The organism is Archangium gephyra (genome assembly GCF_042230915.1).
Lineage (GTDB): Bacteria > Myxococcota > Myxococcia > Myxococcales > Myxococcaceae > Archangium > Archangium gephyra_B.
Window position 1 is genome coordinate 7,582,836 of the sequence record NZ_CP102578.1, and the last position, 23,134, is coordinate 7,605,969.

The following is a 23,134-nucleotide window of genomic DNA, read 5'->3' on the forward strand; positions in this document are numbered from 1 at the left end:
GTTAACCACCTGCTGGGGCGGGCCGAAGGCTCGCCAGCCAGCTAGGCGATGATCTCGGCCACGACGCCGGCGCCCACGGTACGGCCACCCTCGCGAACAGCGAAGCGCAGCTCCTTCTCCATGGCCACAGGGGTGATCAGCTCCACCTCGATGGCGATGTTGTCGCCGGGCATCACCATCTCGACGTTGTCGGGCAGCTTCACCGTGCCCGTCACGTCCGTGGTGCGGAAGTAGAACTGCGGGCGGTAGCCCTTGAAGAACGGGGTGTGACGGCCACCCTCTTCCTTCGAGAGCACGTAGATCTGCGCCTTGAACTTGGTGTGCGGGGTGATGGAGCCCGGCTTGGCCAGCACCTGGCCACGCTCGAGGTCCTCACGCTTGAGGCCGCGCACCAGCGCGCCGATGTTGTCGCCCGCCCGGCCCTCGTCCAGCAGCTTGCGGAACATCTCCACGCCCGTGACGACCGTCTTCTGCGTCGCACGCAGACCCACCACTTCGATTTCCTCGCCCACCTTGATGATGCCGCGCTCCACGCGGCCGGTGGCCACCGTACCGCGGCCGGCGATGGAGAACACGTCCTCCACCGGCATCAGGAAGGGCTTGTCCGTGGCGCGCTGCGGGGTGGGGATGTAGCTGTCCACCGCCTCCATCAGCTTGAGGATGGACGGCTCGCCGATGTCCGAGGTGTCACCCTCGAGCGCCTTGAGGGCGCTGCCCGGGATGATGGGGATGCTGTCGCCCGGGAACTCGTACTTCTTGAGCAGGTCGCGGACTTCCATCTCCACGAGCTCGCGCAGCTCGGGGTCGTCCAGCATGTCGACCTTGTTCAGGAAGACGACGATGTAGGGCACGCCGACCTGGCGGGCGAGCAGGATGTGCTCACGCGTCTGGGGCATCGGGCCGTCAGCGGCCGACACCACGAGGATGGCGCCGTCCATCTGCGCCGCGCCCGTGATCATGTTCTTCACGTAGTCGGCGTGGCCCGGACAATCGACGTGCGCGTAGTGACGGTTCTTCGTCTTGTACTCCACGTGAGCCGTGGAGATGGTGATGCCGCGCTCGCGCTCCTCGGGCGCCTTGTCGATCTGATCGTACGCGAGGAAGGTCGCGCCGCCGGTCTTCGCCAGCACCTTGGTGATGGCCGCCGTGAGGGACGTCTTGCCGTGGTCAACGTGGCCGATGGTGCCGATGTTGACGTGCGGCAAGCTTCTGTCGAACTTTTCCTTGGACATAACGCTCCCCGAAAAAATGGAGCCCCGAACCAGGATTGAACTGGTGACCTCATCCTTACCAAGGATGCGCTCTGCCAACTGAGCTATCGGGGCTTGTATCTGCGACTACAACACTGGAGCGGGAAATGGGACTCGAACCCACGACATTCAGCTTGGAAGGCTGACGCTCTACCAACTGAGCTATTCCCGCGATGCGGATGGAGGGGGTTGGATTCGAACCAACGAAGGCGTAGAGCCGGCAGATTTACAGTCTGCTCCCTTTGGCCACTTGGGTACCCCTCCGCAACGCCATCCTCAACTACCGTGAAACCACTGTTCTTCCTACTGCTTTTTTGCCCCGGGCCCTCATCCGCGGCCCCGTGCTGGCCGGCGGCGGGATTTGAACCCGCGACCTACTGATTACAAATCAGGTGCTCTACCAGCTGAGCTACACCGGCATCCATCACTCCGGCTGCGTCCCCTACCCGCCCGCCCCACCGACCGGAACCGCCAACCGCCCGTCCCGTCGAGGCGCGCCCTTTTAGAAGTCCCCGCCGTCCAAGTCAAGCGCTTTGATCCAGACGGTTCAACTTCCGGCACCGGGACGTGACGTCCCCCGCTGCCGCGCGGCCTCGTATAGCAGAATCGCCGCAGAAACGGACGCATTCAGGGAACCGACCTGACCGAGCATCGGAATCCCGAGGCGGAAGTCACAGTGCTCCAGCACCCCCTGGCGCACGCCTGCTCCCTCGGCCCCCACCACCAGGGCCAATGGCCCGTCCAGCCGGGCGCTCCACAGGGGCTGGCTCGAATGGGGATCCGCCGCGGCGATCCACACCCCGGCCTCCTTCAGCTCCTCCAGGGTCCGCGAGAGGTTGACCACCCGCGCGACGGGACAGTGCTCCACCGCCCCCGCGGACGCCTTGGCCACCACCCCCGTCACCGGCACCGCCCGGTCCTTGGCGATGACCACCCCGTGCGCCCCCATGGCATGCGCCGAGCGGATGATGGCCCCGAAGTTGTGCGGATCCTGGATGCCGTCCAACACCACCAGCAGCGCGGGCCGCCCGCTCGCCTCGGCCGCCTCCAGCAGATCCTCCAGCTCCACGTATTCGAAGCCTCGCAGCTCGGCCACCACGCCCTGGTGCACGCCCCCATCGGCCATGGCCGCCAGCCGCTCCCGGGGTACCCGCTCCACCCGGATGCCCGAGTCCCTCGCGCGGCTGAAGATCTCCGCCGCCGCCTTCGCGGCGAGCTGCCCCTCGGTCACGAACAGGCGCTCCACCCGCTCCGCGTGCGCTCGCAGGGACTCGAGCACCGGGTTCACCCCGTAGACGTAGCGCTGTTCGCTCCGCTCACGCTCTCCGCCTCGCTCGCGCCCTCCCCCACGCTCCCCGCGCTGCTGCTCCCCACGCTCCCCGCGCTCACTGCCCCTGGACGATCGCTGGCGCACCACGGACTAGAGAACCTCGACGGGCAGGGAGAACGTCTTCTGCTGACGGGCGCACAGCTGCTCCGAGCAGATGAAGAAGGTCAGCTTCGCCTCCAGCGTGCCCTTGCCGGCCGCCGTGGCCTTGAACGGCACCTCGAAGCGGGGATCCACGAACTGCTGCCCCGCCGCCTTCTTGGCCACCGAGTCCTTGAGCGCCAGCTTCTCCTGCGCGGGAGCCAGCTGCGCCCCGCCCTTGAGCTCGAGCTTCAGCGGCGCTTCATCGGAGACGTGCGCCCCCGACTTGCTCTTGATGGACAGCACGAACACGCCCTGCTCTCCCGCCTTCACCTTGGTGGAGGTGCCCTCCGTGCTCACCTCGTAGAGGGTGGTTGGATCCACCTGTCCCTCGGCGTGGACCTGGGTGCTGGCAATGGCCACCAGCGCGGCGGCCAGAGAGGTGATGCGTCGCAAGTGCAGCATGGTTCGTTCTCCTCACGGAAAATCGGGGGGCACCCTATCACCGAGCCTCCGACGCCCGGGGACCTCTTTCTGTTCACGCCTCGCCCGCGGTGGCCTTGGGCGTCCGCTTGCGCCGGGACGGAGCCCCCGGCTCCGGCTCCGGCAGGCCCACCCTCGGCCCTCCGGCCGCCAGCTCCTCGGCGCGCTGGATGATGATGCCGGCCAGATCCAACCCCGTGGCCGCCTCCATCTCCGGGATGGCCGGCGAGCTGTTCACCTCGAACACCTTGGGGTGCCCCTCCTGCACGTCCAGCAGATCCACCGCCGCCACCTCCAACCCCACCAGCGTGGCCGTCCGCTCCGCCGCCAGCCGCTGGGACTCCGTCAGCTCGATGCGCTCCAGCCGGGCCCCCCGGTTGAGCGTGTAGGACAGCCGCCCGAACCGCGGCCGGCGCCGCACCGCCGCCACCGCCCGGCCTCCCACCACCACCACCCGCACGTCCTGCCCCGTGTTCTGCACGTACTGCTGCATGACCAGGTTGTGCCCCAGCCCGAGGATGGCCTCGAGCGCCGCCTCCAGCGACTGGAGGCTCTCGCACACCATCACCCCGTGCTTCTCCTGGCCCTGCAGCAGCTTCACCAGCACCGGCACTCCGCCCACCAGGCCCACCATGGCCTTGAGGTCCGCGGCGTCACGCGCCATCACCGTCGCCGGGATGTCGATGCCGTGTGCCGATAGCAGCTGCAGCGAGCGCATCTTGTTGCGCGACTCGGCGATCGCCCGCGCCGTGTTCACCAGCGGAACCCCGCACATGGCGAACTGGTTCACCACCGCCAGGCCGTAGTTGCTGATGGACTGCGCGATGCGCGGGATGACCACGTCGCACGCGGACAGCTTGCGGCGCCGGTAGTAGAGGTTGGCGCGCTGCCCATCCAGGTGCATCTCCACCCGGACCGGGTTGAGCACACGCACCTGGTGCCCTCTCGCGCGCCCGGCCTCGACCAGACGCTTGGTGGATGAAATGGAGGCGGAGCGCGAGAGGATGGTGATCTTCATGGGGGCGGCCCGGGCGGGCGCCGGAGACATAGCCCCGGCCCCTCACCGCGTAAAGCCGCCCCCGCGGGCGACACACCTTACGGCGTGACGACGGCCCGCACTTCGATCTTCACCGGGTTCGCCGACGTGGAGTTCTTGATGCGCTCACACGTGGAGCCCGCGAAGGTGATGCCCGTGGACGTCAGGTTCCAGGTGTCCGCCCCCGAGGAGAGACGTTCCTCGTTGACGTAGACCACCACCAGATCCTTGTTGGCCGGGACCTGCGCACTGGACTCGAAGGTCAGCACGCAGGGATCCTTCACCAGCACCTTCTCGCTGATCTGCCGCAGGGCCGCCACCAGCTCCGCCCTGTTGCTCGCCTGATAGAAGCGGCGGCCGCACAGGCCCTTGGCCGTCTCGCACGTGTCACCCGTGCCGCAGTCCGCGTCCACCTTGCACGTGCGGGGGAACGCACCCGCCTCGGCCATGCCGTTGAGAGTCGCCGCGCCCCGCTTGCCGGACTCGGTGGTGGCGTTGAAGTCCGCGCCGAAGCCAATGACGATCGTCTTGATCTGCCTGGCACCCAGCGCCTGCACCGCCGCCACCGACGCGTTCGTGTCGAGGCAGCCAATCTCCTTGGCATAGGTGCAATCCGACAGCGTGCAGAAGCAGGCCGTGTTCGGATAGGCCGGCGCGAACGTGTCGTTGCAGTTGGGCAGACCGTCCGTCAGCAGCAGCACCAGGTCCTCGCGGTCCGTCTCCAACGCGGAGCCCACGAACTGCAGGCTCTTGCTGGTGGGCGTACCACCCTGCGGCATCGTCCCCGTCGCCGAGTAGTTCTTGATGGAGAGGATCTCGTTCTTGACCTCCTGCGCTTTGGCCGCGAGCGTGGCGTCGTCATCCGTGTCCGCCTCGGGCAGCGAGATGCGGATCTTCGTCGTGGAGCCGCACGAGGAATCGCTCGGATAGGTCGCGAGCCCCATCCGCGCGATGGTGCCGCTGGTGGAGAGGAAGTCCTGCATCGCCGCCTGCAGCTCGCTCCAGCGCGTGGGGCACACGTTGGTGTCGCACGGACGCGAGTCGCCACAGCGCACGCCGCCCGGGTTGCACGCCGGCAGCGACGGGTTCACCGGGTCCGTCATCGAGCCCGACGTGTCCACCAGCAGCATCAGGTTCGGCTTGCGAGCACGCGCCTCGATGCTCCGCGTCTCCGTCGTCTGAGAGATGGCCAGTGGCTCCACCGGCTCGAAGTCATACGTCTGGCAACCGGTGGCGAGAACACCACCGATGGTGCCCAACACCAGGGCCCTCAGGAGAGTCAGCTTGGCGCGCATAAGATTTAGAAGTCGCTCCTCGGAATCCGAAACGCACCGAGGATACCCTCTCCCGCGCACCCACGGCCAGCAGCAATCCAGTGCCTACCTAGAGGGCAAGGGTGCGTGCACCTGCCGTCAGCCGCCACAGCGACGCCAGCCCCATCACCTCGTCCAGCGTCCCCTTCAACTCCTCAGGCGCGTATCCGCAGATTCTTACCGTGGTGTCACACGCCACCAGCTTCGCCCCCAGCGCCCGCGCCTCCTCCAGCATCCGCGACGGCACCGGAACCCCCAGCCCCTCCGCCCGCGCACTCTCCGACAACTCCTTCTCCGTGTGCGGCAGACCAAAGCTGCCCCTCACCAACGCACGCAAGGCGTCGAAGGCGAAGACGAAATACACATCGTCCCCCATCGCCGCCGCGGTGATTCCCATCGAGGCGGCCTGGAACGCGGGCTCATACGTGGCGTGCTGCAGGAAGAAGAAGACCCGTCCGGCCATAAGGCGCGCGACAATACAAGAATCCACTTTCAGCAAAAGGCACTCGGGGTGCGTCGAATCCACCCGGCCCTCCGGCCTATAAACAGGCTCCGTTGATGTCCTGACGCGGGAGCTCCCCCATGTCCTTCTCCCCACTGCCATCCCCGGCTCGCGCCGCCTCGCGCCAACGTCCGGGGCGTTCATCCCTGGCTTCCACCTGCGCGCTCGCAGCGTTGCTCCTGACGGGATCCTCCCACTTCGGCCAGGCCTCCGCCGCCCTGATGCCGCCCTCCGCGCCCAGCTCGCCCCAGCCCCGCGGCACCCTGCACGAGGAGATCCTTCGCCTGCTCGACAGTTCCGAGGCATTCCCTCGTGAGGCCGAATGGGCCCGGCTCGGTCCCGAAGCCCTCTCCGAGCTCCTCGGGCTCGCCAGCAACCCGAAGGCCCCCGAGCCCCAGCGCTCCCGCGCCGTCGCCGCCATGGCCGTCGTCTCCCACCCCGAGGCCTCCCTCCGCCTTCAGGAGCTCCTGCGCAGCAAGGCCCAGCCTTCCTCCGTTCGCGCCGCCGCCACCCTCGCGCTCGGCCGCCGCGCGGGTCTCGAGGCCGTTCCCGTCCTCGCTCCCCTCCTCGCCGACCCGAATGAGCAGGTGCGTGCCACCGCCGCGCAAGTTCTCGGGCGCGTGGGAGGGACCGAGGTCCGCAAGGCCCTGGAGGAACGGCTTCCCCTCGAGGAGAGTCTGGCTGTTCGCGAGGCCATCCAGCAGGGGCTCAGTTACATCGAGCCGTAGGTCGCACGGGCTCGCCTCGCGTAGACCCTCACCCCAGCCCTCTCCCAGAGGGCAGGGGAAAAGCATCTAAAGGGCAAGGAAATCAGTGACTTGGCAGGTGGCCCACCTGCCAGGTCAGACTGGCTCCATAGGGTGGCTCCCATATGGGGGCGGCAATGGGGCAGGGCGAGGGAGAGGGCGGGCAGGTCGTTGAGCTGATTCTCAAGCACTTCGGCACGCTGAGGGACCCGCGTGTGGCGCGTACCAGACGGCATGCACTGCTCAACGTGCTGGTGATGGCGCTGTGTGGAGTGATAGCCGGGGCAGACGGGTGGAAGCAGCTGGCGCTGTTCGCCAGGACGAGGGCCAGATGGTTCGCCACCTTCTTGGAAATTCCACATGGAGTGCCCAGCGCGGACACATTTCGCCGGGTGTTTTGCGCACTCAGGCCCCAGGCCTTCGAGGCGTGCTTCCGCAGCTGGGTACAGGAGATGGCCCAGACACTGCGCGAGGAGGTAGTGGCGGTGGACGGCAAGAGCGTGCGAGGCGCCTTGGGCAAGGCGCTGGCGGGCTCACCGCTGCACCTGGTGCACGTGTGGGCCACGCAGCAGAGGTTGCTGCTGGCACAAGCGGCTGTGCAGGGGGCGCCCGGGGAGGTGAAGGCCATACCCGAGCTGCTGGCGCTGCTGGACTTGAAGGGGGCGGTGGTAACGGTGGACGCCAACGGGTGCACGGCCCAGGTAGCCCAGGCCGTGGTGCAGGCCCAGGCCGACTACGTGCTGTGTCTCAAGGGCAACCGCGGGCCGCTGTACGCGTATGTGCAGGACTTGTTCGCCCCAGTGCGTGAGGGCCAGGCGCGTGCCCGGGTGGACTCCCACTCTCGCAGCGAAGAAGAGGGGCATGGCCGGCACGAGGTGCGCAGTGCCTGGGCTGTTGCCCTCAAGCTCGAGGCTTGTCCCAAGTCGGCCTCCACATGGCCCAAGCTCAAGACGGCCGTCATGATGCGGCGTGAGCGCACCCAGGGCGGCAAGACGCAGGTGCAGTGGCACTACTACCTCACCAGCCTGCCACCCAAGGCGCGCAAGCTCGCCCGAATCATCCGCACCCACTGGGGCGTGGAGAATGGCCTGCACTGGAGCCTGGACGTGTGCCTGGGCGAGGACTCGCGCCGCATCCGCGACCACAACGGCGCTCAGAACTTCGCGCTGCTCAGCCGCATGGCCTTGACCGCTCTGAGGCGAGAGTCGACGGAAAAACCGGGCGTGCCCAGCCGACGCAAGCTGGCCGGCTGGGACAACGATTATCTGCTACGCGTCTTGATGGCCGTATTTACTGACCTTTAGATGCGTTCGCCCTGCCCAGAGGGAGAGGGGGTTCACGCGGGCTCAACCTGGGGTCCGAGGCACCCTCACCCCCGTCCCCTCTCCCGGTGGGCGAGGGAGAGGAGGGGCACGGTGGGACTCGGGCTCTCCTGGTGGCCGGGGGAGGAGACTCTCGCATCGGCCCCGGCCTTCCGTTAGATGGGGGCCATGCGCCCCACCGTCCTCCTCTTCGACATCGATGGCACCCTCGTCACCACCGGCGGTGCCGGCCGACGCTCCATGGCGCTCGCCTTCCAGGCCCTCCACGGCCGCCTCGATGCCTGTGACTCCTTCAGCATGTCCGGCATGACCGACCACGCCATCGTCCGCAAGGCGCTCGGCTTCATCGGCGTCCACCCCTCCCCCGACGCCATCTCCGCCGTCATCGACTCCTACCTCCTCCACCTCGCCCAGGAGGTCCCCCTCGTCGATGAGCGCGACTACCGCCTCCACCCCGGCATGCGCGAGGCCGTCGACGCCGCCCTCTCCCGCCCTGGTTTCGCCGTCGGACTCGGCACTGGCAATGTCCGCCAGGGCGCTCGCATCAAGCTCGAGCGCGTCCGCATCCATGACCGCTTCTCCTTCGGCGGCTTCGGTTGCGATCACGAGGACCGCGTCGAGCTCATCCGCCACGGCGCCCGGTCCGGCGCCTCCCAGCTCGGCGTCCCCCTCCAGGAGTGCCGCGTCGTCGTCATCGGCGATACCCCCAAGGACGTCGCCGCCGCCAAGGGCATCGGCGCCACCTGCATCGGCGTCGGCACCGGCAGCTTCACCCCCGACGCCCTCCTCGCCTCCGGCGCCGACTACGCCTTCCCTGACTTCTCGGCCCGCGAAGCGCTCGCCGCCCTGCTCGACGGACGCTGAGCCCCGCCCCCTCCCTCCCCCCGGGTGTGGTATCTCCCGCCCCCCCCGCTCCAGCTCCCGAGGAGGCCCCTCCCCATGTCGCTGTCCACCCTCGAAGCCTACGATCTCGTCCGTTTCGCCGAGGCCATCGACTCGCGCCTCGCCGCCGCCGACGAGCTGCTCGCGGGCCGCCCGGGTCTGGAGCGCGAGAAGGAGTGGCTCGCCACCGCCATCCAGATCGTCCGCACCGAGCGCGCCCCCGCCCCCGCCCTCCTCGAAAAGGTCCGCGACCTGCCCGAGCTCGAGGAGGTCCGCGAGGAGTTCTCCTTCACCCTCCAGAACCTCTGGGTCGACTCCCTCGAGAAGCTCCACGCCGGCATCACCTTCTGCGCCAGCAGCCGCGCCCCCGTCATCGAGGCCCTCTTCCCCCACCTCAAGTTCCCCCAGCTCCGCCGCGCCTCCCGTGAGGCCATCCAGGAGTTCGGCGCCGGCTACGAGCGCCGCCTCAAGTCCTCCTACGTCTCCCGCATCCTCGCCCGCGACGACTTCTCCTTCGTCCGCCCCGTGCTCGATCAGGTCGCCACCGCCTACTCCACCTGGCAGGCCTGCTTCGCCCCCGTCCAGCTCCCCCACGAGCAGGCCGCTCCCCTTCGTGCCGAGCTCATCGCCCTCGGCAAGAAGCTGGATGTCGCCCTCCGTCAGGCCCGCTGCCTCGCCGAGGCCTCCCTCGCTCCCATCCCGGATGCCTTCGAGAACTCCGGCCTCGCCGCCAAGCCGCGCAAGCGCGCCGCTCGCGGGCTGCCGTTCATCGACTCGGCCGAGCTGGGTGCTCCCGAGGCCACCACCTCCGAGACCGAGGCCGCCGACGTCGCGCCCCTCGAGCCCGACTCCGTCGAGCCCAGTGCCGCCGAGTTGGCCGAACTCGCCGCGCTCTCCGGGGCCGCTCCCGCCGAGCCGGAATCCCCGGGCGATGCACCCGTCGCCAGCGACGCTCCGGCAGAGCCTCCTCCCGCTCTCGAGGCCACCGCCGCTCCCACTCCCGAGGCCCCGCAGGCTCCCGAGCCCACTCCCGCTCCCCCGGCCGCCGAGCCTCCGAAGGCGCCCTCCAAGCGGGGACGCAAGAAGAACGATTCCAAGTCCACCTCGGAACCGGCCTGAAAGCAGTGGCCACCGGCCACCGTTAGGAGGATTCGGCCATGGCCGACGTCGCCCTTCCCATCGATCCCCTCCTGCCCGAGATCGTCGCCACCCTGCGCGGCGCGAGCTCGCTCGTGCTCGAGGCCCCTCCCGGCGCCGGCAAGACGACCCGCGTCCCCCGCGCCCTGCTCGAGGCCGGCCTCGGTCACGGCAAGGAGATCGTCGTCCTCCAGCCCCGCCGGCTCCCCACCCGCCTCGCCGCCCAGCGCGTCTCCGAGGAGATCGGCGAGCGCGTCGGCGAGACCGTCGGCTACCAGGTCCGCTTCGAGGACATCCGCGGCCCCAAAACCCGGCTCTCCTTCGTCACCGAGGGCGTCCTCGGCCGCCGCCTCCTCTCCGACCCCACCCTGCGTGACGTCGGCGCCGTCGTGCTCGACGAGTTCCACGAGCGCCACCTCTCCGCCGACATCTCGCTCGCCCTCCTGCGCCGCCTCCAGCAGGGCCCCCGGCCCGACCTCAAGCTCGTGGTCATGTCCGCCACGCTCGAGGCCGCCCCCATCAGCGCCTACCTCGGCAACTGCCCCACCCTGCGCTCCGAGGGCCGCCGCTTCGACGTCAGCCTCGAGTACCTCCCCACCGCCGACGACCGCTACCTCGATGCCCAGGTCCTCTCCGGCATCAAGCGGCTCCATGCCAATGGTCTCGATGGCGATGTGCTCGTGTTCCTCCCCGGCGCCGGGGAGATCCGCCGCGCCATGGACGCCTGCTCCGAGTTCGCCGGGCGCCACGGCATCGACCTGCTCCCCCTCCACGGCGACCTGCCCCCCGCCGAGCAGGACCGCGCCGTGCGCCGCAGCTCGCGCCGGAAGATCATCCTCTCCACCAACGTCGCGGAGACCTCCGTCACTATCGACGGCGTCGCCGCCGTCATCGACTCCGGCCTCGCCCGCGTCGCCTCGCACTCGCCCTGGTCCGGCCTGCCCATCCTCAAGCTCTCCAAGGTGAGCCGGGCCTCCGCCACCCAGCGCGCCGGCCGCGCCGGCCGTACCCGCTCCGGCCACTGTCTCCGCCTCTACACCCAGCACGACTTCGACGGCCGCCCCGAGCAGGACGCCCCCGAAATCCGCCGCATGGACCTGGCCGAGACCGTCCTCTCCCTGCGCGCCGCTGGCATCACCGACCTCGCCTCCTTCCCCTTCTTCGAGGCCCCTCCCGCCCCCTCCCTCGAGGCCGCCGAGAGCCTCCTGCGCCGCCTCGGCGCCGTGGCCTCCAACGGGACCGTCACTCCCGTGGGCCAGCGCCTGCTGCGCTTCCCCCTCCACCCGCGCCAGGCCCGCATCATCGTCGAGGGTGAGAAGCGCGGCGTCGGCGCGGACGCGGCCCTGCTCGCCGCCCTCGTCGGTGAGCGCGACATCCGCCGCGAGGCCCGCACCAACCTCTCCGGCCCCGGCCGCGCCGCCAACGTCGTCGCCGGGCCCTCGGATCTGCTGGAGTTGCTCGAGCGCTTCCGCCAGGCCGAGCGCTCCAACTTCTCCTCCGGCCGCGTGCAGTCCCTCTCCCTCGAGCAGGGCGCCGTGCAGGCCGTGGATCGCGTGCAGCGCCAACTCCGGCGCGCCGTCCGCGAGCAGGGGCAGCGGCCCTCCCGCCCCGAGGACGTGGAGCAGGCCCTCATGCTCAGCGCGCTCGCCGGCTACCCGGACCGCGTCGCCCGCCGCCGCAAGCCCCGCTCCCCCGAGCTCCTCCTCTTCGGCGGCGGCACCGCCCAGCTCTCCGACGTCAGCGTCGTCCAGGAGCCCGAGCTGATGATCGCCGTCGACGCCGAGGAGCGTCCCGGCCGCGGCGTCATCATCCGCATCGCCAGCGCCGTCGAGCCCGAGTGGCTCCTCGACCTGTACCCCGATGCCCTCGAGGAGGTCGACGCCCTCCAGTGGAACCCCTCCTCCAAGCGCGTCGAGCGCATCACCCGCCTGGCCTACGGCAACCTCGTCCTCGAGGAGACACGGACCCCCGCGCCGCCCTCCGAGGCGGCCGCCCGCGTCCTCGTGGAACAGGCCCTCGCCGCCGGCCCCGGCCGCTTCGCCGACCCCGAGGCCCTGCTGCAGTGGCGCACCCGCGTCGCCCTGCTCGCCCAGGCCTTCCCCGAGGCCGGGTTCCCCACCGTCGACGACGCCTTCATGCGCGACTCGCTTGCCTCGCTGTGTGCGGGTGCTCGCAGCTTCGCCGACCTCGAGGGGGTTTCCCTGCTCGACGCGCTCTACTCCCGGCTCTCCGGTGAACAGGCCCGCCTTCTCTCCAACCACGCCCCCGAGAAGGTCTCCCTCCCCGGTGGCCGTACCGCCAAGGTCCACTACGAGCCCGGCAAGCCCCCCTGGGTCGAGTCACGCCTCCAGGACTTCTTCGGCATGGCCCAGGGCCCCAGCGTCTGCGCTGGCAGGGTGCCGCTCGTGCTTCATCTGCTCGCGCCCAACATGCGCGCCGTGCAGGTCACCACCGACCTCGCCGGGTTCTGGGAACGGCATTACCCCTCCCTCCGCAAGGAGCTGTGCCGGAAGTACCCGAAGCACAGCTGGCCCGAGGATCCGCGCCATGCGCAGACTCCGGCCGAACGTGGCCGGCGCATTTGAGGGGAAACGGGGGGCAACCCGAGGCCTCGATACCCTCACCCCGTCCCTCTCCCGAGGGGAGAGGGGTAGTTGACGCGGTGGGGTAGTTGGCGCGGTGGGGTGGTTGGCGCGGTGGGTTGTTGGCGCCGCTCGCTACAGCCTCTTGCGCATCTCCAGGTGGTCGATTCCCGCTTCCTGGAAGACCTCGCCCAGCGGCTCGTAGCCCTGCTTCTTGTAGAACTCCAGCGCGTACAGCTGCGAGTGCAGCATGATCCCGCTCACTCCCCGCCGGCGCGCCTCGTCCTCCAGCGACGTCAGCAGCATCGCGCCCACTCGAGCCTTCCGGTGCGCCTTCAGCACCGCCATGCGCCCGATCTGCCCCCACGTCCCCGTCTCTCCCGGCGGCGGCTCGGCCAACATCACCAGGCGCCCCGTTCCAATGGCGTGCCCACCCTGGAACGCCAGCACGTGGTACGCCTTCGCATCCTCGGCGTCCCGCTCGATGCCCTCGGGTACGTGCTGCTCCTCGATGAACACCACCTCGCGGATGGCGAGCGCCTGAAACAACTCAGCCTCAGTCTTGATCTGAGCGATGGTGACGGGCGGCTGGGGGGTCTCCGGGGTCGACATGGCCCGGTCAAGGTACACAAATCCCGGCGGTGCAAACAGACGAAAAGGCACCCCGGCGTGCTAAGCGCCCCCCCGACTCGATGCTCCCCATCCAGGCCACCGGACGCCTCCCCCTCGTCGGTTTCTACGCCCTCTATTTCGGCACCGTCGGCATCACCCTCCCCTTCCTCCCCGCCTACCTGAAATCCCTGACCCTCTCCGTCTCCCAGGTCGGCCTCCTCCTCTCCCTCAACCCCCTGCTCTCGCTCGGTGCCCCTCACTTCTGGGGTTACCTCGCCGATCGCACCGGCCGCCCCAGCCGCGTCCTCACCGCCATCTGCGCCGGCGCCTGTCTGGGCTTCCTCCCCCTCCTCTTCGTCGACCGCTTCCCCACCCTCCTCGTCACCCTCGCCGCCTACGCCTTCTTCGCCTCCTCCATCACCCCCCTCATCGACAGCCTCGCCCTCCAGCACGTCGCCCAGGCCGGTGGCTCCTACTCACACCTGCGCCTCTTCGGCTCGCTCGGCTTCATCCTCTCCTCCACCTTCTTCGGCTTCGCCGTGGACTCCGTGGGCCGCGCCACCGTGCTCGCCGCCCTCGCCCTCCTGGTCACCCTCACCCTCTGGAGCGCCACCCTCCGCGACTCCGGCGGCCCCCCGGCCCAGGTTCCCGTCCACCCGCTCGCCGGGCTCCAGCTCCTCGCCGACCGGGAGCTGCGCTGGCTGCTCGCCGCCTGCGCCCTCCACTGGCTCGCCTGCGCGCCCTACCACGCCACCTTCTCCATCTTCGTCGGCTCGCTCGGACTGCCCCCCTCCATCGTGGGCATCTCCGTGGGGCTCGGGGTCGCCGCCGAGCTGGGCGTGATGCTCCTCTATCCCCGCATCGCCCACCGCATCGCCCCCCAGCACCTCCTGGCGATCTCCTTCGCCGCCAGCACCCTGCGCTGGGCCGGCCTCTCCCTCACCTCCTCGCCCGCCGTCATCGTGGCCCTCTCCCTCTTCCACGGCCTGTCCTTCGGCGCCTTCTACGTGGCCAGCATCGCCTTCGTCGCCCGCCGCGTCCCCGCCCACCTGCGCGCCTCCGGCCAGGGCCTCTTCGCCGCCATCACCTTCGGCGTCGGCGGGCTCGTGGGCTACTCCTCCGCCGGGGCCGGCTACGACTGGCTCGGCGGCCACCGCCTCTTCGCCACCGCCGCCGTCCTCGAGCTCCTCGCCGCCGCGCTCGTCCTGCGCATCAGTCCCCAGGAGCCCCGCCTCCCGGCGTGATAACCTCCGCGCGATGCGATCCGCTCTCCTCGCACTCGCCCTCTGCCTCATTTCCGTCCCCGCCGCCGCTCAACCGGAGGTCTTCTTCGGCTCCGGTAATGACGTGCCCAACATCAAGGAGGAGGACTTCGACCGCCGCTTCCTCAGGACCGGCGTGTACCAGGCCCTCGTCCAGGGTACGCGGGATCCCAACTGCGCCCAGCTCGTCGGCGGGCTGCTCACACTGCTCGGGGAGACCGCGCCCCTGCTGCACAAGCGCGACGAGAACTTCTACCTGGACCCCCTGCTCGTCCAGGCCCTCAACACCCAGCTGAGCACCCCGCGCTTCCAGGCCAACGCGTACCTGGTGGCCATGGTGCGCCGCGTGCTGATCGACCGGAAGCTGCCCCCCAACTGGTTCCAGACCGCGGCCGCCCTCGGGCCCGTGGTGCTCACCATCGACGTGGGCAAGCTGCGCTTCCTCTCCGAGGGCCTCCAGCCCATCGACAGCTTCTTCCTCACCCTGCCCGCCCTGCGTGAGCGCTATGAGATCGAGGTGCTCCGCGCCAACGCCACCGCCGCCCGCTCCGCCGAGAAGATGTTCCGCGAGAGCTACCTCGACCGGCAGGTGGCCTTCGGCGGCCTGGAGCTGATCGACCTCGACATCGAGCAGCCCAAGAAGAAGAAGGCGCCCAAGAAGCGCCGGGGCCAGCCCGTCATCGACGAGGAGCCCGAGGCGCCCACGGCCGTGGCGAAGATGGTGTGGTACCCGACCGCCGCCGACGAGGGAGAGCTCAACCCCTTCGGCACGCCGAAGAAGCGCTTCAGCGTCAACATCACCGCGAAGCTCGCGCCCCAGCAGTACCTGGACCTGAGCCGCATCCCCAAGGGCACCCAGCTGATGGTGCGCGGGCGGTTCTGGGGCTTCAAGAAGGCGGTGGACGAGCTGGAGCTGCGCGACGGGCTCATCTTCCAGGACCGCAACTGGTCCCAGGGCAACGTCCTGGCCGATCCCAACGCCGTGGCCCGCTGCCCCCTCGCCGTCAACGATCTGATGGGCGCGGCCCCGGCGCAGTCGGGCGCCTTCGGCCAGCCGAGCCGGTAGCGCTGGAGCCCGCGCGCCTCCCCTCCACCCGGAGGCGCGCCGCTCCGGACTCAGGCTATTGCGCGAGGGACGGGGACGCGGCCGGAGCCGACCGGGCCGCCGCGGCCCGCCACATCATGGGCGCCGTCACGAGCTGGAAGGCGCCAAAGGTGGCGTTGAGGGGCAGCCACTGGAAGTAGAAGAACTGCGCCTGCAACCACCACTGCACCATCAGCGAGATGTGCATCACGAGCGTCGTCGTGGTGATGCCCACCATCAGCGCGATGCCGGCCTGCCGCCGCACCAGCAACAGCACCAGCGTCAGCGGGTTGAGCACCGTGAACGCCTTGGACAAGGCGCTCCACACCAGCGGCATGGAGGCACCGGGCGCCGGTCCCGTGGTGTTCAGCGTCAGGCCGTTGGTCACCACATCGAGGACGTGGAGGGCGGAGGCCACGGTGAAGCAGAGGCAGTAGATGACGAAGAAGAGGGTCTCGGTGCGGCGCGAGAGGATCCGGGGGGGCTTGGTGCTGGAATCGGCGCTCATGGGGAGGCCGACACTAGCCTTGGGTCCGTGGCCACGTCACCGGGGGGAGGCGTCCCGCTGGTGAGCTTCCCGTCCACGGCCCGGGAGTCCATCCCCGGGCTCCTCCGTCGAGCGCCTCCTGGCATGGGCCGTGCTCGCCCTCGGGGACCACCCCCAGCGCCGCGAGGAACCATGAAGGTCGACGGACACCCTGAGGCAGCGCCGGCCCGGCCGGCCTCGGACAAGGGACGTTTCCAGGAAGTGCTGAAGAAGACCCCTCCAGAGGCGAAGGCCCCCACCCCGGGAGCACTGGCCGCCCGGACCCCCGCGGCCGCCACCCGGGGAGCCACTGGCGCCCTGGCCTCCATGGGGCTGGCGCGGATCCCCCAGCGAGGTGCCTTCGCCAGCGCCGAGCACCTCGGCCAGGTCCGCCAGGGCCTCAATGCCGAGGCCCACCGGCTCCGGGACGTGCGCGGAGACGCCCACCAGACGCAGCAGGAGCGGGTGCAACAGCGCGTGACCGACCTCATCGCCCGGGAGCTCGCACGGGAGCCACGCCCCGAGCCGGTGGCCCCCCGCGCCTCGCCCCCCTCGCCGGGCCCGGAGACTCCGCCCCCGCTCCCCTCCGCGGAGGCCCTCTCCGCCGCGGGAGGCGCGCAGCCGGGAGGCGCTGGAGGACCGGCGGCCGTGGAGACGCCGTCCCCCGCGGTCCGCGTGCAGGCGGCCCTGGAGCTCATCGAGCAGATCGAGGTGTTCGTGAAGTCGCAGCGGCCCGCGCTGGCGATGCGCCTGGGCGGCACGCTGGACGCCACCGTGGAGGTGGAGCGCACGGGCGAACGGGAGGTGTCCCTGCGCATCCAGGGGAGACGCGGGTGCCTTCCCCAGAAGGACCTGGCGCGCATCCGCGACGAGCTGGCCGCACGCGGGCTGAAGCTCAGCGCCTTGCTGGCCTCCTGAGACGGACTCCGGACATGCGAAAGGCCCTGCCGCCTCTCGGCGGAGGGCCTCGGACACCATCCCCCGGCCCGCTCCCAGACGGAGAGGGCACACGGGGCGACGGGCCTACTTGCCGGGCTTGGCCTCGAGCATGTTCCGCTTGCCCTTCTTGTCCTTGAACTCCTCGGCCTCGGGCAGGGGCGCCTTCTTCTCCGCGATGTTCGGCCACTGGGTGGAGTACTGCGCGTTCAGCGCCTTGTACTCCGAGTACTCGGCGGGCAGATCCGACTCGGGGAAGATCGCCTTGGTCGGGCACACCGGCTCACACGCACCGCAGTCGATGCACTCGTCCGGGTGGATGACCAGGAAGTTGGCGCCTTCGTAGAAGCAGTTGACCGGGCAGACCTCGACACAGTCGGTGTACTTGCACTTGATGCAAGGCTCGGTGACCACGTAAGCCATTGAAATATCTCCTCTTGGACTGAGTCCGTGCGCGCGCGCACAGTACATGGGTTGGGACGGGGGGGGCACGCCCTAAATGGAGTACCCCTAGAGCCTACTCATCCCAGGAGCCCCTGGGCACGCATCAGTTCGGCTACCAGGATCGCTCCCTTGGCCGCTCCCATCTTCGTGTTGTGGGAGACGAGCAGGTACTTGAAGCCGTTTTCCAGCACGCCGTCCTCGCGCACCCGGCCCACCGTGGTGGCCATGCCCGCGTGCGTGTCCCGGTCCAGCCTCGGCTGCGGACGGAAGGGATCCTCCAGGACCTCGATCCAGCGCGGCGGCGCGGACGGCAGGTTGCGAGACACCTCGGCGCCCCGCCACTCGCGCATGGCCTGCACCACCTCCTGCACGGAGGCCTTGCGGGCCAGCGACACGAAGACGGACTCGGTGTGGCCCTCCATCACCGCCACGCGGGTGCAGGTGCACGACACCCGCACGTCGTGCGAGGTGATGGCGGCCCCCGCGGCGTCCAGCGAGCCGAGGATCTTCTTCGTCTCCACCTGGACCTTCTCCTCCTCCTTGGGGATGAAGGGGATGACGTTGTCCAGGATGTCCAGGCCGATCACGCCGGGCGAGCGGCCCGCGCCGGACATGGCCTGCATGGAGGTCATCACCACCGCCTTGATGCCGAAGCGCTCGGCCAGCGGGGCCAGGGTGATGGCCATGCCGGTGGTGGTGCAGTTGGGGATGGGGACGATGTAACCCTTCCAGCCCCGGCGCTTCTGCTGCTCGCGCACCAGCCGGGCGTGATCGGCGTTCACCGGGGGGATGAGCAGCGGCACGTCCGCCTCGTAGCGGAAGGCGCTGGCCGCCGAGAACACGGGGATGTCCCGCGCGAGCCGGGGCTCCATCTCCTTGGCCACGTCCGACTCCACCGCCGAGAAGGCGATGTCGTAGTCCCGGGCCTGGACCTCCTCACCACTCACCACCTTCATCTTCGCGATCGACTCCGGGAGCGCCTCGGGGACGAACCAGGCCGTCATCCCGTTGGAGGCTTTGAGCGCCTCGGCGTAGGCCTTGCCCGCGGAGCGCGGCGAGGCCGCCAGTCCGGTCAGCTCGATGGAAGGGTGATCCTTCAGCGCGGCGATGAACTGCTGGCCGGCGAGTCCAGTGGCGCCGATCAGGACGGCACGAAGCTTGGCCATGGTGTCAGAGACTCCCTTTCTCGTGGGGGTCGAGAGATGGCGGGTCCTTTACACCCTTTGGCGCCGGACTTCTACGCACCGCGGCGGACACGGCCCCCTGTAGGGCTCCCCACAGGGCTCAGCACAGCCCGCCCGCCGAGGCATCCGACAGGTGGCTCTCGGTCGGTAGCCCGTGGGTGATCCACCCCTGGAGGCCCCCGTCCAGACAGACCGCGTTGAGCCCCTTGTGGTTGAGCAGGCGGCAGGCCCGGCGCGCATCGGAGCCGTCCGGGGAACACCCACACACCACGATCAGCTCGTCGTCGGGGAGGACCTCCGCGTCCCGTAGAATCTCCTCGAAGGGCATCCACAGGGCACCGGGGATATGGAGACCGTAGCGATCCCAATCCTCGGGATCTCTGCAGTCGAGCACGAGCACTTCCTCGTCTCCGAGCCGCACATAGAGCTCGGTACAAGGCATACGGGGATCCACCACCCGGACCTCCTGCTGCGGTGTCTGTCCCGCAGAACGAGGAGCCCCCTCATTCCCTTCCCGGGAGCCTGCCCGCCCGCCCCGGACCGCGCCCGCCTAGAGACCGAGCTGCTTGGCGATGATCTCGTTCATGATCTCGCTGGTGCCGCCACCGATGGGGCCCAGGCGCGCGTCCCGCCAGTGGCGCTGGATGTCGTACTCCATCATGTACCCGGCGCCGCCGTGCAGTTGGAGGCACGCATCGGCCACCCGGCAGGCCGTCTCGGTGGCCACCTTCTTGGCCATGGACGTCTGGGCGATGGCGTACTCGCCCCCCACGTGCAGGCGCAGCGCGTGGTAGGTGAGCTGGCGCGCCGCCTCGAATTCGGTGGCCAGCTCGGCGATGCGATGCCGCACCACCTGGAACTCGTGGAGCGCGTGACCGAAGGCCCGCCGGTCCCTCACGTGGGCCATGACGACCTCCAGCATCTCCTCCATGGCCCCGAGCGCCCCCAGGGCGAGCGACAGGCGCTCCCACTGGAAGTTGCCCATGATTTGATAGAAGCCCTGCCCCTCCACGCCGCCGATCAGGTTGGCCGCGGGCACCCGGCAGTCCTCGAAGAAGAGCTCCCCGGTGTCCGAGGCGCGCCACCCGAGCTTCTTGAGCTTACGCCCCACGGAGAAGCCGGGCGTGCCCTTCTCCACCACCAGCAGCGCCAAGCCCTTGTGCCCGGCATCCGGGTTCGTCTTCACCGCCAGCACGACGAAGTCCGCCCGGACGCCATTGGTGATGTAGGTCTTCGAGCCGTTGACGACGTAGGAGTCGCCATCGCGGCGGGCGGTGGTGCGCAGGCCCGCCACATCCGAGCCGCCATTGGGCTCGGTGATGCCGAGCGCGCCGATCTTCTCGCCCCGGATGGCCGGAGCGAGGAAGCGCTGCTTCTGATCCTCGGTGCCGTACTTGTGGAGGGGGCCGGTGGCGATGGTGTGCTGGGCCCCCAGGCCGGCGGCGACCCCGCCCGAGCCGCAGCGCCCCATCTCCTCGAGCAGCACCGCCTCGTACAGCTCCCCGGCGTTGGAGCCACCATAGGCCTCCGGGTACTTGAGGCCGAGGAAGCCCAGCTCACCGAAGCGGGTGAAGAGCTCCCGGGGGAACTCCTCCTGCTCCTCCCACTGGGGGGCGAAGGGCTTCAGCTCCTTGTCCACCACCGCCCGGACCGTGCGGCGGAAGGCCTCGTGCTCCTCCTGGTACAGCCCGTAACCCTGCAGCATGATTGAGCTCCTCCGGTGGGCCGCTGGACCGCTCGCCCGCGATGCTAGCGGACACGGATGTGCACGCCCCCCTTTCTCCTGTCTTGACCCGGCTGTTTCGGGTTCATATAAGGCGTACACGCTTCTCGCGGCGCCATAGCCAAGTGGTAAGGCAAAGGTCTGCAAAACCTTCATTCCCCGGTTCGAATCCGGGTGGCGCCTCACAACAAGGGCCCGATGTGGACTCCGGTTCACATCGGGCCTTCGTGTTTCCGGGTACTGGGAGGATGCTCGCGGCTCCACTCTTCCTGGAGCCCCTGCCTGAGCACTGTCGCCTCCCGCCGACTGCTGTCCTCCCTCCTGTCCCTGTCCCTCCTCGGCTCGCCGGCCCTGGCGACCGAGCGCAAGCCCGCGGCGAAGGCCCCGGAGGCGTCGCAGGCCGAGGCGGCGCGACTCGTCTCCGCCTTCCTCGGGGACACGCCGCTGATGGGCGATCTGCAGTCCCTCGTGGACGAGGTGGGCGGAAGGGCCACGGGCTCGCCGGCGAACCTGCGCTCCGTGGACTGGGCGCTCGCGCGCTTGCGTGAGGCGGGCGTCGAGGCGCGCAAGGAGCCCTTCCAGATGCCGGGCCTGTGGCTGGAGCGCTCGGCGTCCGCCACCGTGCGCGGCAAGGGGCTAGAGTTCTCGCCCCGCATCGCGGCCATGCCTTTCTCCACCGCCACGCCCAAGGGCGGACTGATGGCGCCGCTGCTCGACGCGGGCAAGGGCACGGAGAAGGAGCTCCAGGCGCTCGGGGAGAAGGCGAAGGGCGCCTTCCTGCTCGTGGACACGACCGAGCTGAAGAATGTGGACGATCTGTTCCGCGAGTACGCCGAGGCCGCGGAGATCGAGCAGCGGGCCTTCGCGGCCGGCGTGGCGGGCGTGGTGTACGTGGGCTCACGGCCCAACAACCTGCTCTACCGGCACAACGTGTCGGTGGGCCTGCGCAACACGCGGCCCATGATGGTGATGGAGCGTGACGGAGCCCTGCGCGCCCAGCGCCTGCTGCGCACGGGCAAGACGCTGATGCTCACGGCCGAGCTCGATGTCCAGACCGGGCCCGCGTACGAGAGCTACAACGTCATCGGGGAGATCCGCGGCAGCACGCGCCCGGACGAGGTGGTGGTGCTCGGCGCACACCTGGACTCGTGGGACCTGGGGACGGGGGCGCTGGACAACGGAGCCAACGTGGCGGCGCTCATCGACGTGGCGCGGCAGATGAAGCGGCTGGGGATCAAACCGGCGCGCACCCTCCGCTTCGCGCTGTGGAACGGCGAGGAGCAGGGCATGTACGGCTCGGAGGGCTACGTGAAGGCGCACGAGGCCGAGCTGGACAAGCACGTGATGGCGTCCTCGTTCGACATCGGCTGCGGGCGCATCAACGGCTTCTTCACGGGAGGCCGCCCCGAGCTGCCGCCCCTGGTGGACGTGGCGCTCGAGCCGGTGAAGGGACTGGGCCCCTTCACGCAGGTGGACGCGCCGATCGTGGGCACGGACAACTTCGACTTCATGCTGCACGGGGTGCCCAACCTGGTGGCCAACCAGGAGCCGGCGCTCTACGGCCCGAACTACCACGCGCGCTCGGACGAGCTGGACAAGTGCGATCCGCAGCAACTGCGGCTCAACACGGCCATCGCGGGGGCGCTGGCGTACGGCTTCGCGCAGATGGACGCGAAGCTGCCGCGCCACTCGCGCGCCCAGGTGGAGGAGCTGGTCCGCACCACGGACCTGGGCCAGCAGATGAAGAGCATGAACATGTGGGAAGACTGGACGTCCGGGAAGCGCGGGCGGAAGACCAACGCCTCCGCGAGCCCTGCGACGCGCTGATCTCAGGCTAAACAAGGCACTGTGCGGCCACGTTGTCGGCAGCCGCACAGCTCGCCAAACAAGACTCGTCCAAACATGAATGGGGCGTGAAGTGACACCCAATCCGGGCACATCAGCAGCCAATAATTCGGGAACACCCACCGTTAAATCTGATGAGACAACCACCCGTCTCACCGAAATCGCGAACGAGCTAAGAGCGGTAAAGATTCACAGAAACAGCATCCCTACATGGCCGTTGCTGCACGAACTTGGCTTTTCAACCGACAACAAGACAGACGGCCCTGTTTTCTGGGCAACCAAGCTGTCTGACATTGCCCAAAAAACCAACTCAATCCGGCTGGAACTTCAAAAAACAACACAGCACCCGGAAAACATCAATCTCTCTCTGGCAAAGGAAATATCGGACGAGATTGAAGTGCTCCAGTCCTTGATTGAGAGACAATCCAACCAGTACATAATGGACTGGGAGAAACTGTCAGTAGAGGAGAGCGCACGCAATAAGAATAGAGCAACCAAGTTATTGCCCTCAGCATTTCCCCCTCTGCTCGCCTTGTTTTTGCATCATCTAGACAAGATAAAGATGGTTCCCTTCCCGGAAGGCACCATCCCATGGGTGACAACAATTGGCACCGTGTTCGGGACCGCGTTCGTGTTACATTTGCTCCATGTAATATTCTCCTGGGGAGCCTCCGCTCGGATCTGCTGGGCTGCTCAACGCCGTGCGAGGATCGCCCTTCAACTCATGATGCCGCAGAGCCCCACACCCTCATGGTGGAAGTCTCTCTTCCCATTGAGAAAGTAAGGTTCACTAGGCCCCGCTCTGCCGAGCTCGCTCCTGAGTCTCAAAATCCCCGAGGCGTCAAAAACTGGTCGGT

At 68.9% G+C, this 23,134-nt stretch carries 22 protein-coding genes and 5 tRNA genes; 11 read left to right on the forward strand and 16 right to left on the reverse strand.

All coding sequences use genetic code 11. From position 1 onward, the window contains the following. Positions 1-41: 41 nt before the first annotated feature. The 10 genes from tuf to NR798_RS29570 all read right to left on the reverse strand — a co-directional run bounded on the left by tuf (position 42) and on the right by NR798_RS29570 (position 5,953). Positions 42-1,232 carry an elongation factor Tu gene (gene tuf, locus NR798_RS29525; protein ID WP_375765847.1) on the reverse strand — a complete coding sequence of 397 codons (1,191 nt, stop codon included), beginning with the start codon at positions 1,230-1,232 and terminating at the stop codon, positions 42-44. 17 nt (positions 1,233-1,249) lie between these two features. Then, positions 1,250-1,325: transfer RNA gene (locus NR798_RS29530), tRNA-Thr, on the reverse strand. A 21-nt stretch (positions 1,326-1,346) separates the two neighbouring features. Further along, a tRNA-Gly gene (locus NR798_RS29535) sits at positions 1,347-1,422 on the reverse strand. A gap of 8 nt (positions 1,423-1,430) precedes the next feature. Then, positions 1,431-1,514: transfer RNA gene (locus NR798_RS29540), tRNA-Tyr, on the reverse strand. Positions 1,515-1,596: 82 nt separating this feature from the next. After that, positions 1,597-1,669, reverse strand: a tRNA-Thr gene (locus tag NR798_RS29545). A 128-nt stretch (positions 1,670-1,797) separates the two neighbouring features. Continuing rightward, entirely contained in the window at positions 1,798-2,664 is an 867-nt protein-coding gene (gene rlmB, locus NR798_RS29550; RefSeq protein ID WP_375765848.1) for a 23S rRNA (guanosine(2251)-2'-O)-methyltransferase RlmB, read from the reverse strand. Between the two features lie 6 nt (positions 2,665-2,670). Further along, the gene (locus NR798_RS29555) at positions 2,671-3,123 is read right to left on the reverse strand and encodes a hypothetical protein (protein WP_375765849.1); all 453 of its coding nucleotides are present in this window, start codon (positions 3,121-3,123) and stop codon (positions 2,671-2,673) included. Positions 3,124-3,196: 73 nt separating this feature from the next. Beyond that, the gene (locus NR798_RS29560; protein ID WP_375765850.1) at positions 3,197-4,159 is read right to left on the reverse strand and encodes a RimK family alpha-L-glutamate ligase; all 963 of its coding nucleotides are present in this window, start codon (positions 4,157-4,159) and stop codon (positions 3,197-3,199) included. A gap of 77 nt (positions 4,160-4,236) precedes the next feature. Then, a complete protein-coding gene (cglB, locus tag NR798_RS29565) occupies positions 4,237-5,472 on the reverse strand; it encodes an adventurous gliding motility lipoprotein CglB (protein WP_375765851.1) in 1,236 nt (411 codons plus the stop codon). Positions 5,473-5,560: 88 nt separating this feature from the next. Next, complete coding sequence (locus NR798_RS29570) at positions 5,561-5,953, reverse strand: hypothetical protein (protein ID WP_375765852.1); 393 nt, start codon at positions 5,951-5,953, stop codon at positions 5,561-5,563. Between the two features lie 119 nt (positions 5,954-6,072). Between NR798_RS29570 and NR798_RS29575 the strand changes: the two genes are divergently transcribed. The 5 genes from NR798_RS29575 (at position 6,073) to hrpB (ending at position 12,664) form a co-directional block, all read left to right on the forward strand. Then, on the forward strand, positions 6,073-6,720 hold the full coding sequence (locus NR798_RS29575) for a HEAT repeat domain-containing protein (RefSeq protein WP_375765853.1): 648 nt from the start codon (positions 6,073-6,075) through the stop codon (positions 6,718-6,720). Positions 6,721-6,875: 155 nt separating this feature from the next. Continuing rightward, positions 6,876-8,042 (forward strand): ISAs1 family transposase, encoded by a 1,167-nt coding sequence (locus NR798_RS29580; protein WP_375765512.1) that lies wholly within the window; start codon positions 6,876-6,878, stop codon positions 8,040-8,042. A gap of 177 nt (positions 8,043-8,219) precedes the next feature. Next, the gene (locus tag NR798_RS29585; RefSeq protein ID WP_375765854.1) at positions 8,220-8,924 is read left to right on the forward strand and encodes an HAD family hydrolase; all 705 of its coding nucleotides are present in this window, start codon (positions 8,220-8,222) and stop codon (positions 8,922-8,924) included. 75 nt (positions 8,925-8,999) lie between these two features. Beyond that, on the forward strand, positions 9,000-10,061 hold the full coding sequence (locus tag NR798_RS29590; protein WP_375765855.1) for a hypothetical protein: 1,062 nt from the start codon (positions 9,000-9,002) through the stop codon (positions 10,059-10,061). Between the two features lie 38 nt (positions 10,062-10,099). Beyond that, the gene (gene hrpB, locus NR798_RS29595) at positions 10,100-12,664 is read left to right on the forward strand and encodes an ATP-dependent helicase HrpB (RefSeq protein ID WP_375765856.1); all 2,565 of its coding nucleotides are present in this window, start codon (positions 10,100-10,102) and stop codon (positions 12,662-12,664) included. 132 nt (positions 12,665-12,796) lie between these two features. Here the strand turns inward: hrpB and NR798_RS29600 are convergent, their stop codons facing one another. Further along, a complete protein-coding gene (locus tag NR798_RS29600) occupies positions 12,797-13,273 on the reverse strand; it encodes a GNAT family N-acetyltransferase (RefSeq protein WP_375765857.1) in 477 nt (158 codons plus the stop codon). Between the two features lie 80 nt (positions 13,274-13,353). Between NR798_RS29600 and NR798_RS29605 the strand changes: the two genes are divergently transcribed. Both NR798_RS29605 and NR798_RS29610 read left to right on the forward strand, forming a co-directional pair. Next, complete coding sequence (locus NR798_RS29605; protein ID WP_375765858.1) at positions 13,354-14,517, forward strand: MFS transporter; 1,164 nt, start codon at positions 13,354-13,356, stop codon at positions 14,515-14,517. A 13-nt stretch (positions 14,518-14,530) separates the two neighbouring features. After that, a complete protein-coding gene (locus NR798_RS29610) occupies positions 14,531-15,601 on the forward strand; it encodes a hypothetical protein (RefSeq protein ID WP_375765859.1) in 1,071 nt (356 codons plus the stop codon). A gap of 55 nt (positions 15,602-15,656) precedes the next feature. Here NR798_RS29610 and NR798_RS29615 read toward each other — a convergent pair whose 3' ends face one another. Further along, positions 15,657-16,127, reverse strand: coding sequence for a hypothetical protein (locus NR798_RS29615; protein ID WP_375765860.1), 471 nt, complete (start codon positions 16,125-16,127; stop codon positions 15,657-15,659). A 171-nt stretch (positions 16,128-16,298) separates the two neighbouring features. On the opposite strand from NR798_RS29615, the gene NR798_RS29620 reads away from it, so the two are divergent. Continuing rightward, positions 16,299-17,063, forward strand: coding sequence for a hypothetical protein (locus tag NR798_RS29620; protein ID WP_375765861.1), 765 nt, complete (start codon positions 16,299-16,301; stop codon positions 17,061-17,063). Positions 17,064-17,168: 105 nt separating this feature from the next. Here NR798_RS29620 and fdxA read toward each other — a convergent pair whose 3' ends face one another. The 4 genes from fdxA to NR798_RS29640 form a co-directional block, all read right to left on the reverse strand. After that, positions 17,169-17,504, reverse strand: coding sequence for a ferredoxin FdxA (gene fdxA, locus NR798_RS29625; protein WP_375765862.1), 336 nt, complete (start codon positions 17,502-17,504; stop codon positions 17,169-17,171). A gap of 98 nt (positions 17,505-17,602) precedes the next feature. After that, entirely contained in the window at positions 17,603-18,691 is a 1,089-nt protein-coding gene (asd, locus tag NR798_RS29630; RefSeq protein ID WP_375765863.1) for an aspartate-semialdehyde dehydrogenase, read from the reverse strand. 118 nt (positions 18,692-18,809) lie between these two features. Next, positions 18,810-19,151 carry a rhodanese-like domain-containing protein gene (locus tag NR798_RS29635; RefSeq protein ID WP_375765864.1) on the reverse strand — a complete coding sequence of 114 codons (342 nt, stop codon included), beginning with the start codon at positions 19,149-19,151 and terminating at the stop codon, positions 18,810-18,812. A gap of 108 nt (positions 19,152-19,259) precedes the next feature. Then, positions 19,260-20,414 carry an acyl-CoA dehydrogenase family protein gene (locus NR798_RS29640; RefSeq protein ID WP_375765865.1) on the reverse strand — a complete coding sequence of 385 codons (1,155 nt, stop codon included), beginning with the start codon at positions 20,412-20,414 and terminating at the stop codon, positions 19,260-19,262. 129 nt (positions 20,415-20,543) lie between these two features. On the opposite strand from NR798_RS29640, the gene NR798_RS29645 reads away from it, so the two are divergent. The 3 genes from NR798_RS29645 (at position 20,544) to NR798_RS29655 (ending at position 23,061) form a co-directional block, all read left to right on the forward strand. Further along, positions 20,544-20,615: transfer RNA gene (locus NR798_RS29645), tRNA-Cys, on the forward strand. Positions 20,616-20,630: 15 nt separating this feature from the next. After that, a complete protein-coding gene (locus tag NR798_RS29650; RefSeq protein WP_375765866.1) occupies positions 20,631-22,259 on the forward strand; it encodes a M20/M25/M40 family metallo-hydrolase in 1,629 nt (542 codons plus the stop codon). Between the two features lie 79 nt (positions 22,260-22,338). Further along, complete coding sequence (locus tag NR798_RS29655; RefSeq protein ID WP_375765867.1) at positions 22,339-23,061, forward strand: hypothetical protein; 723 nt, start codon at positions 22,339-22,341, stop codon at positions 23,059-23,061. The last annotated feature ends 73 nt before the right edge of the window (positions 23,062-23,134 follow it).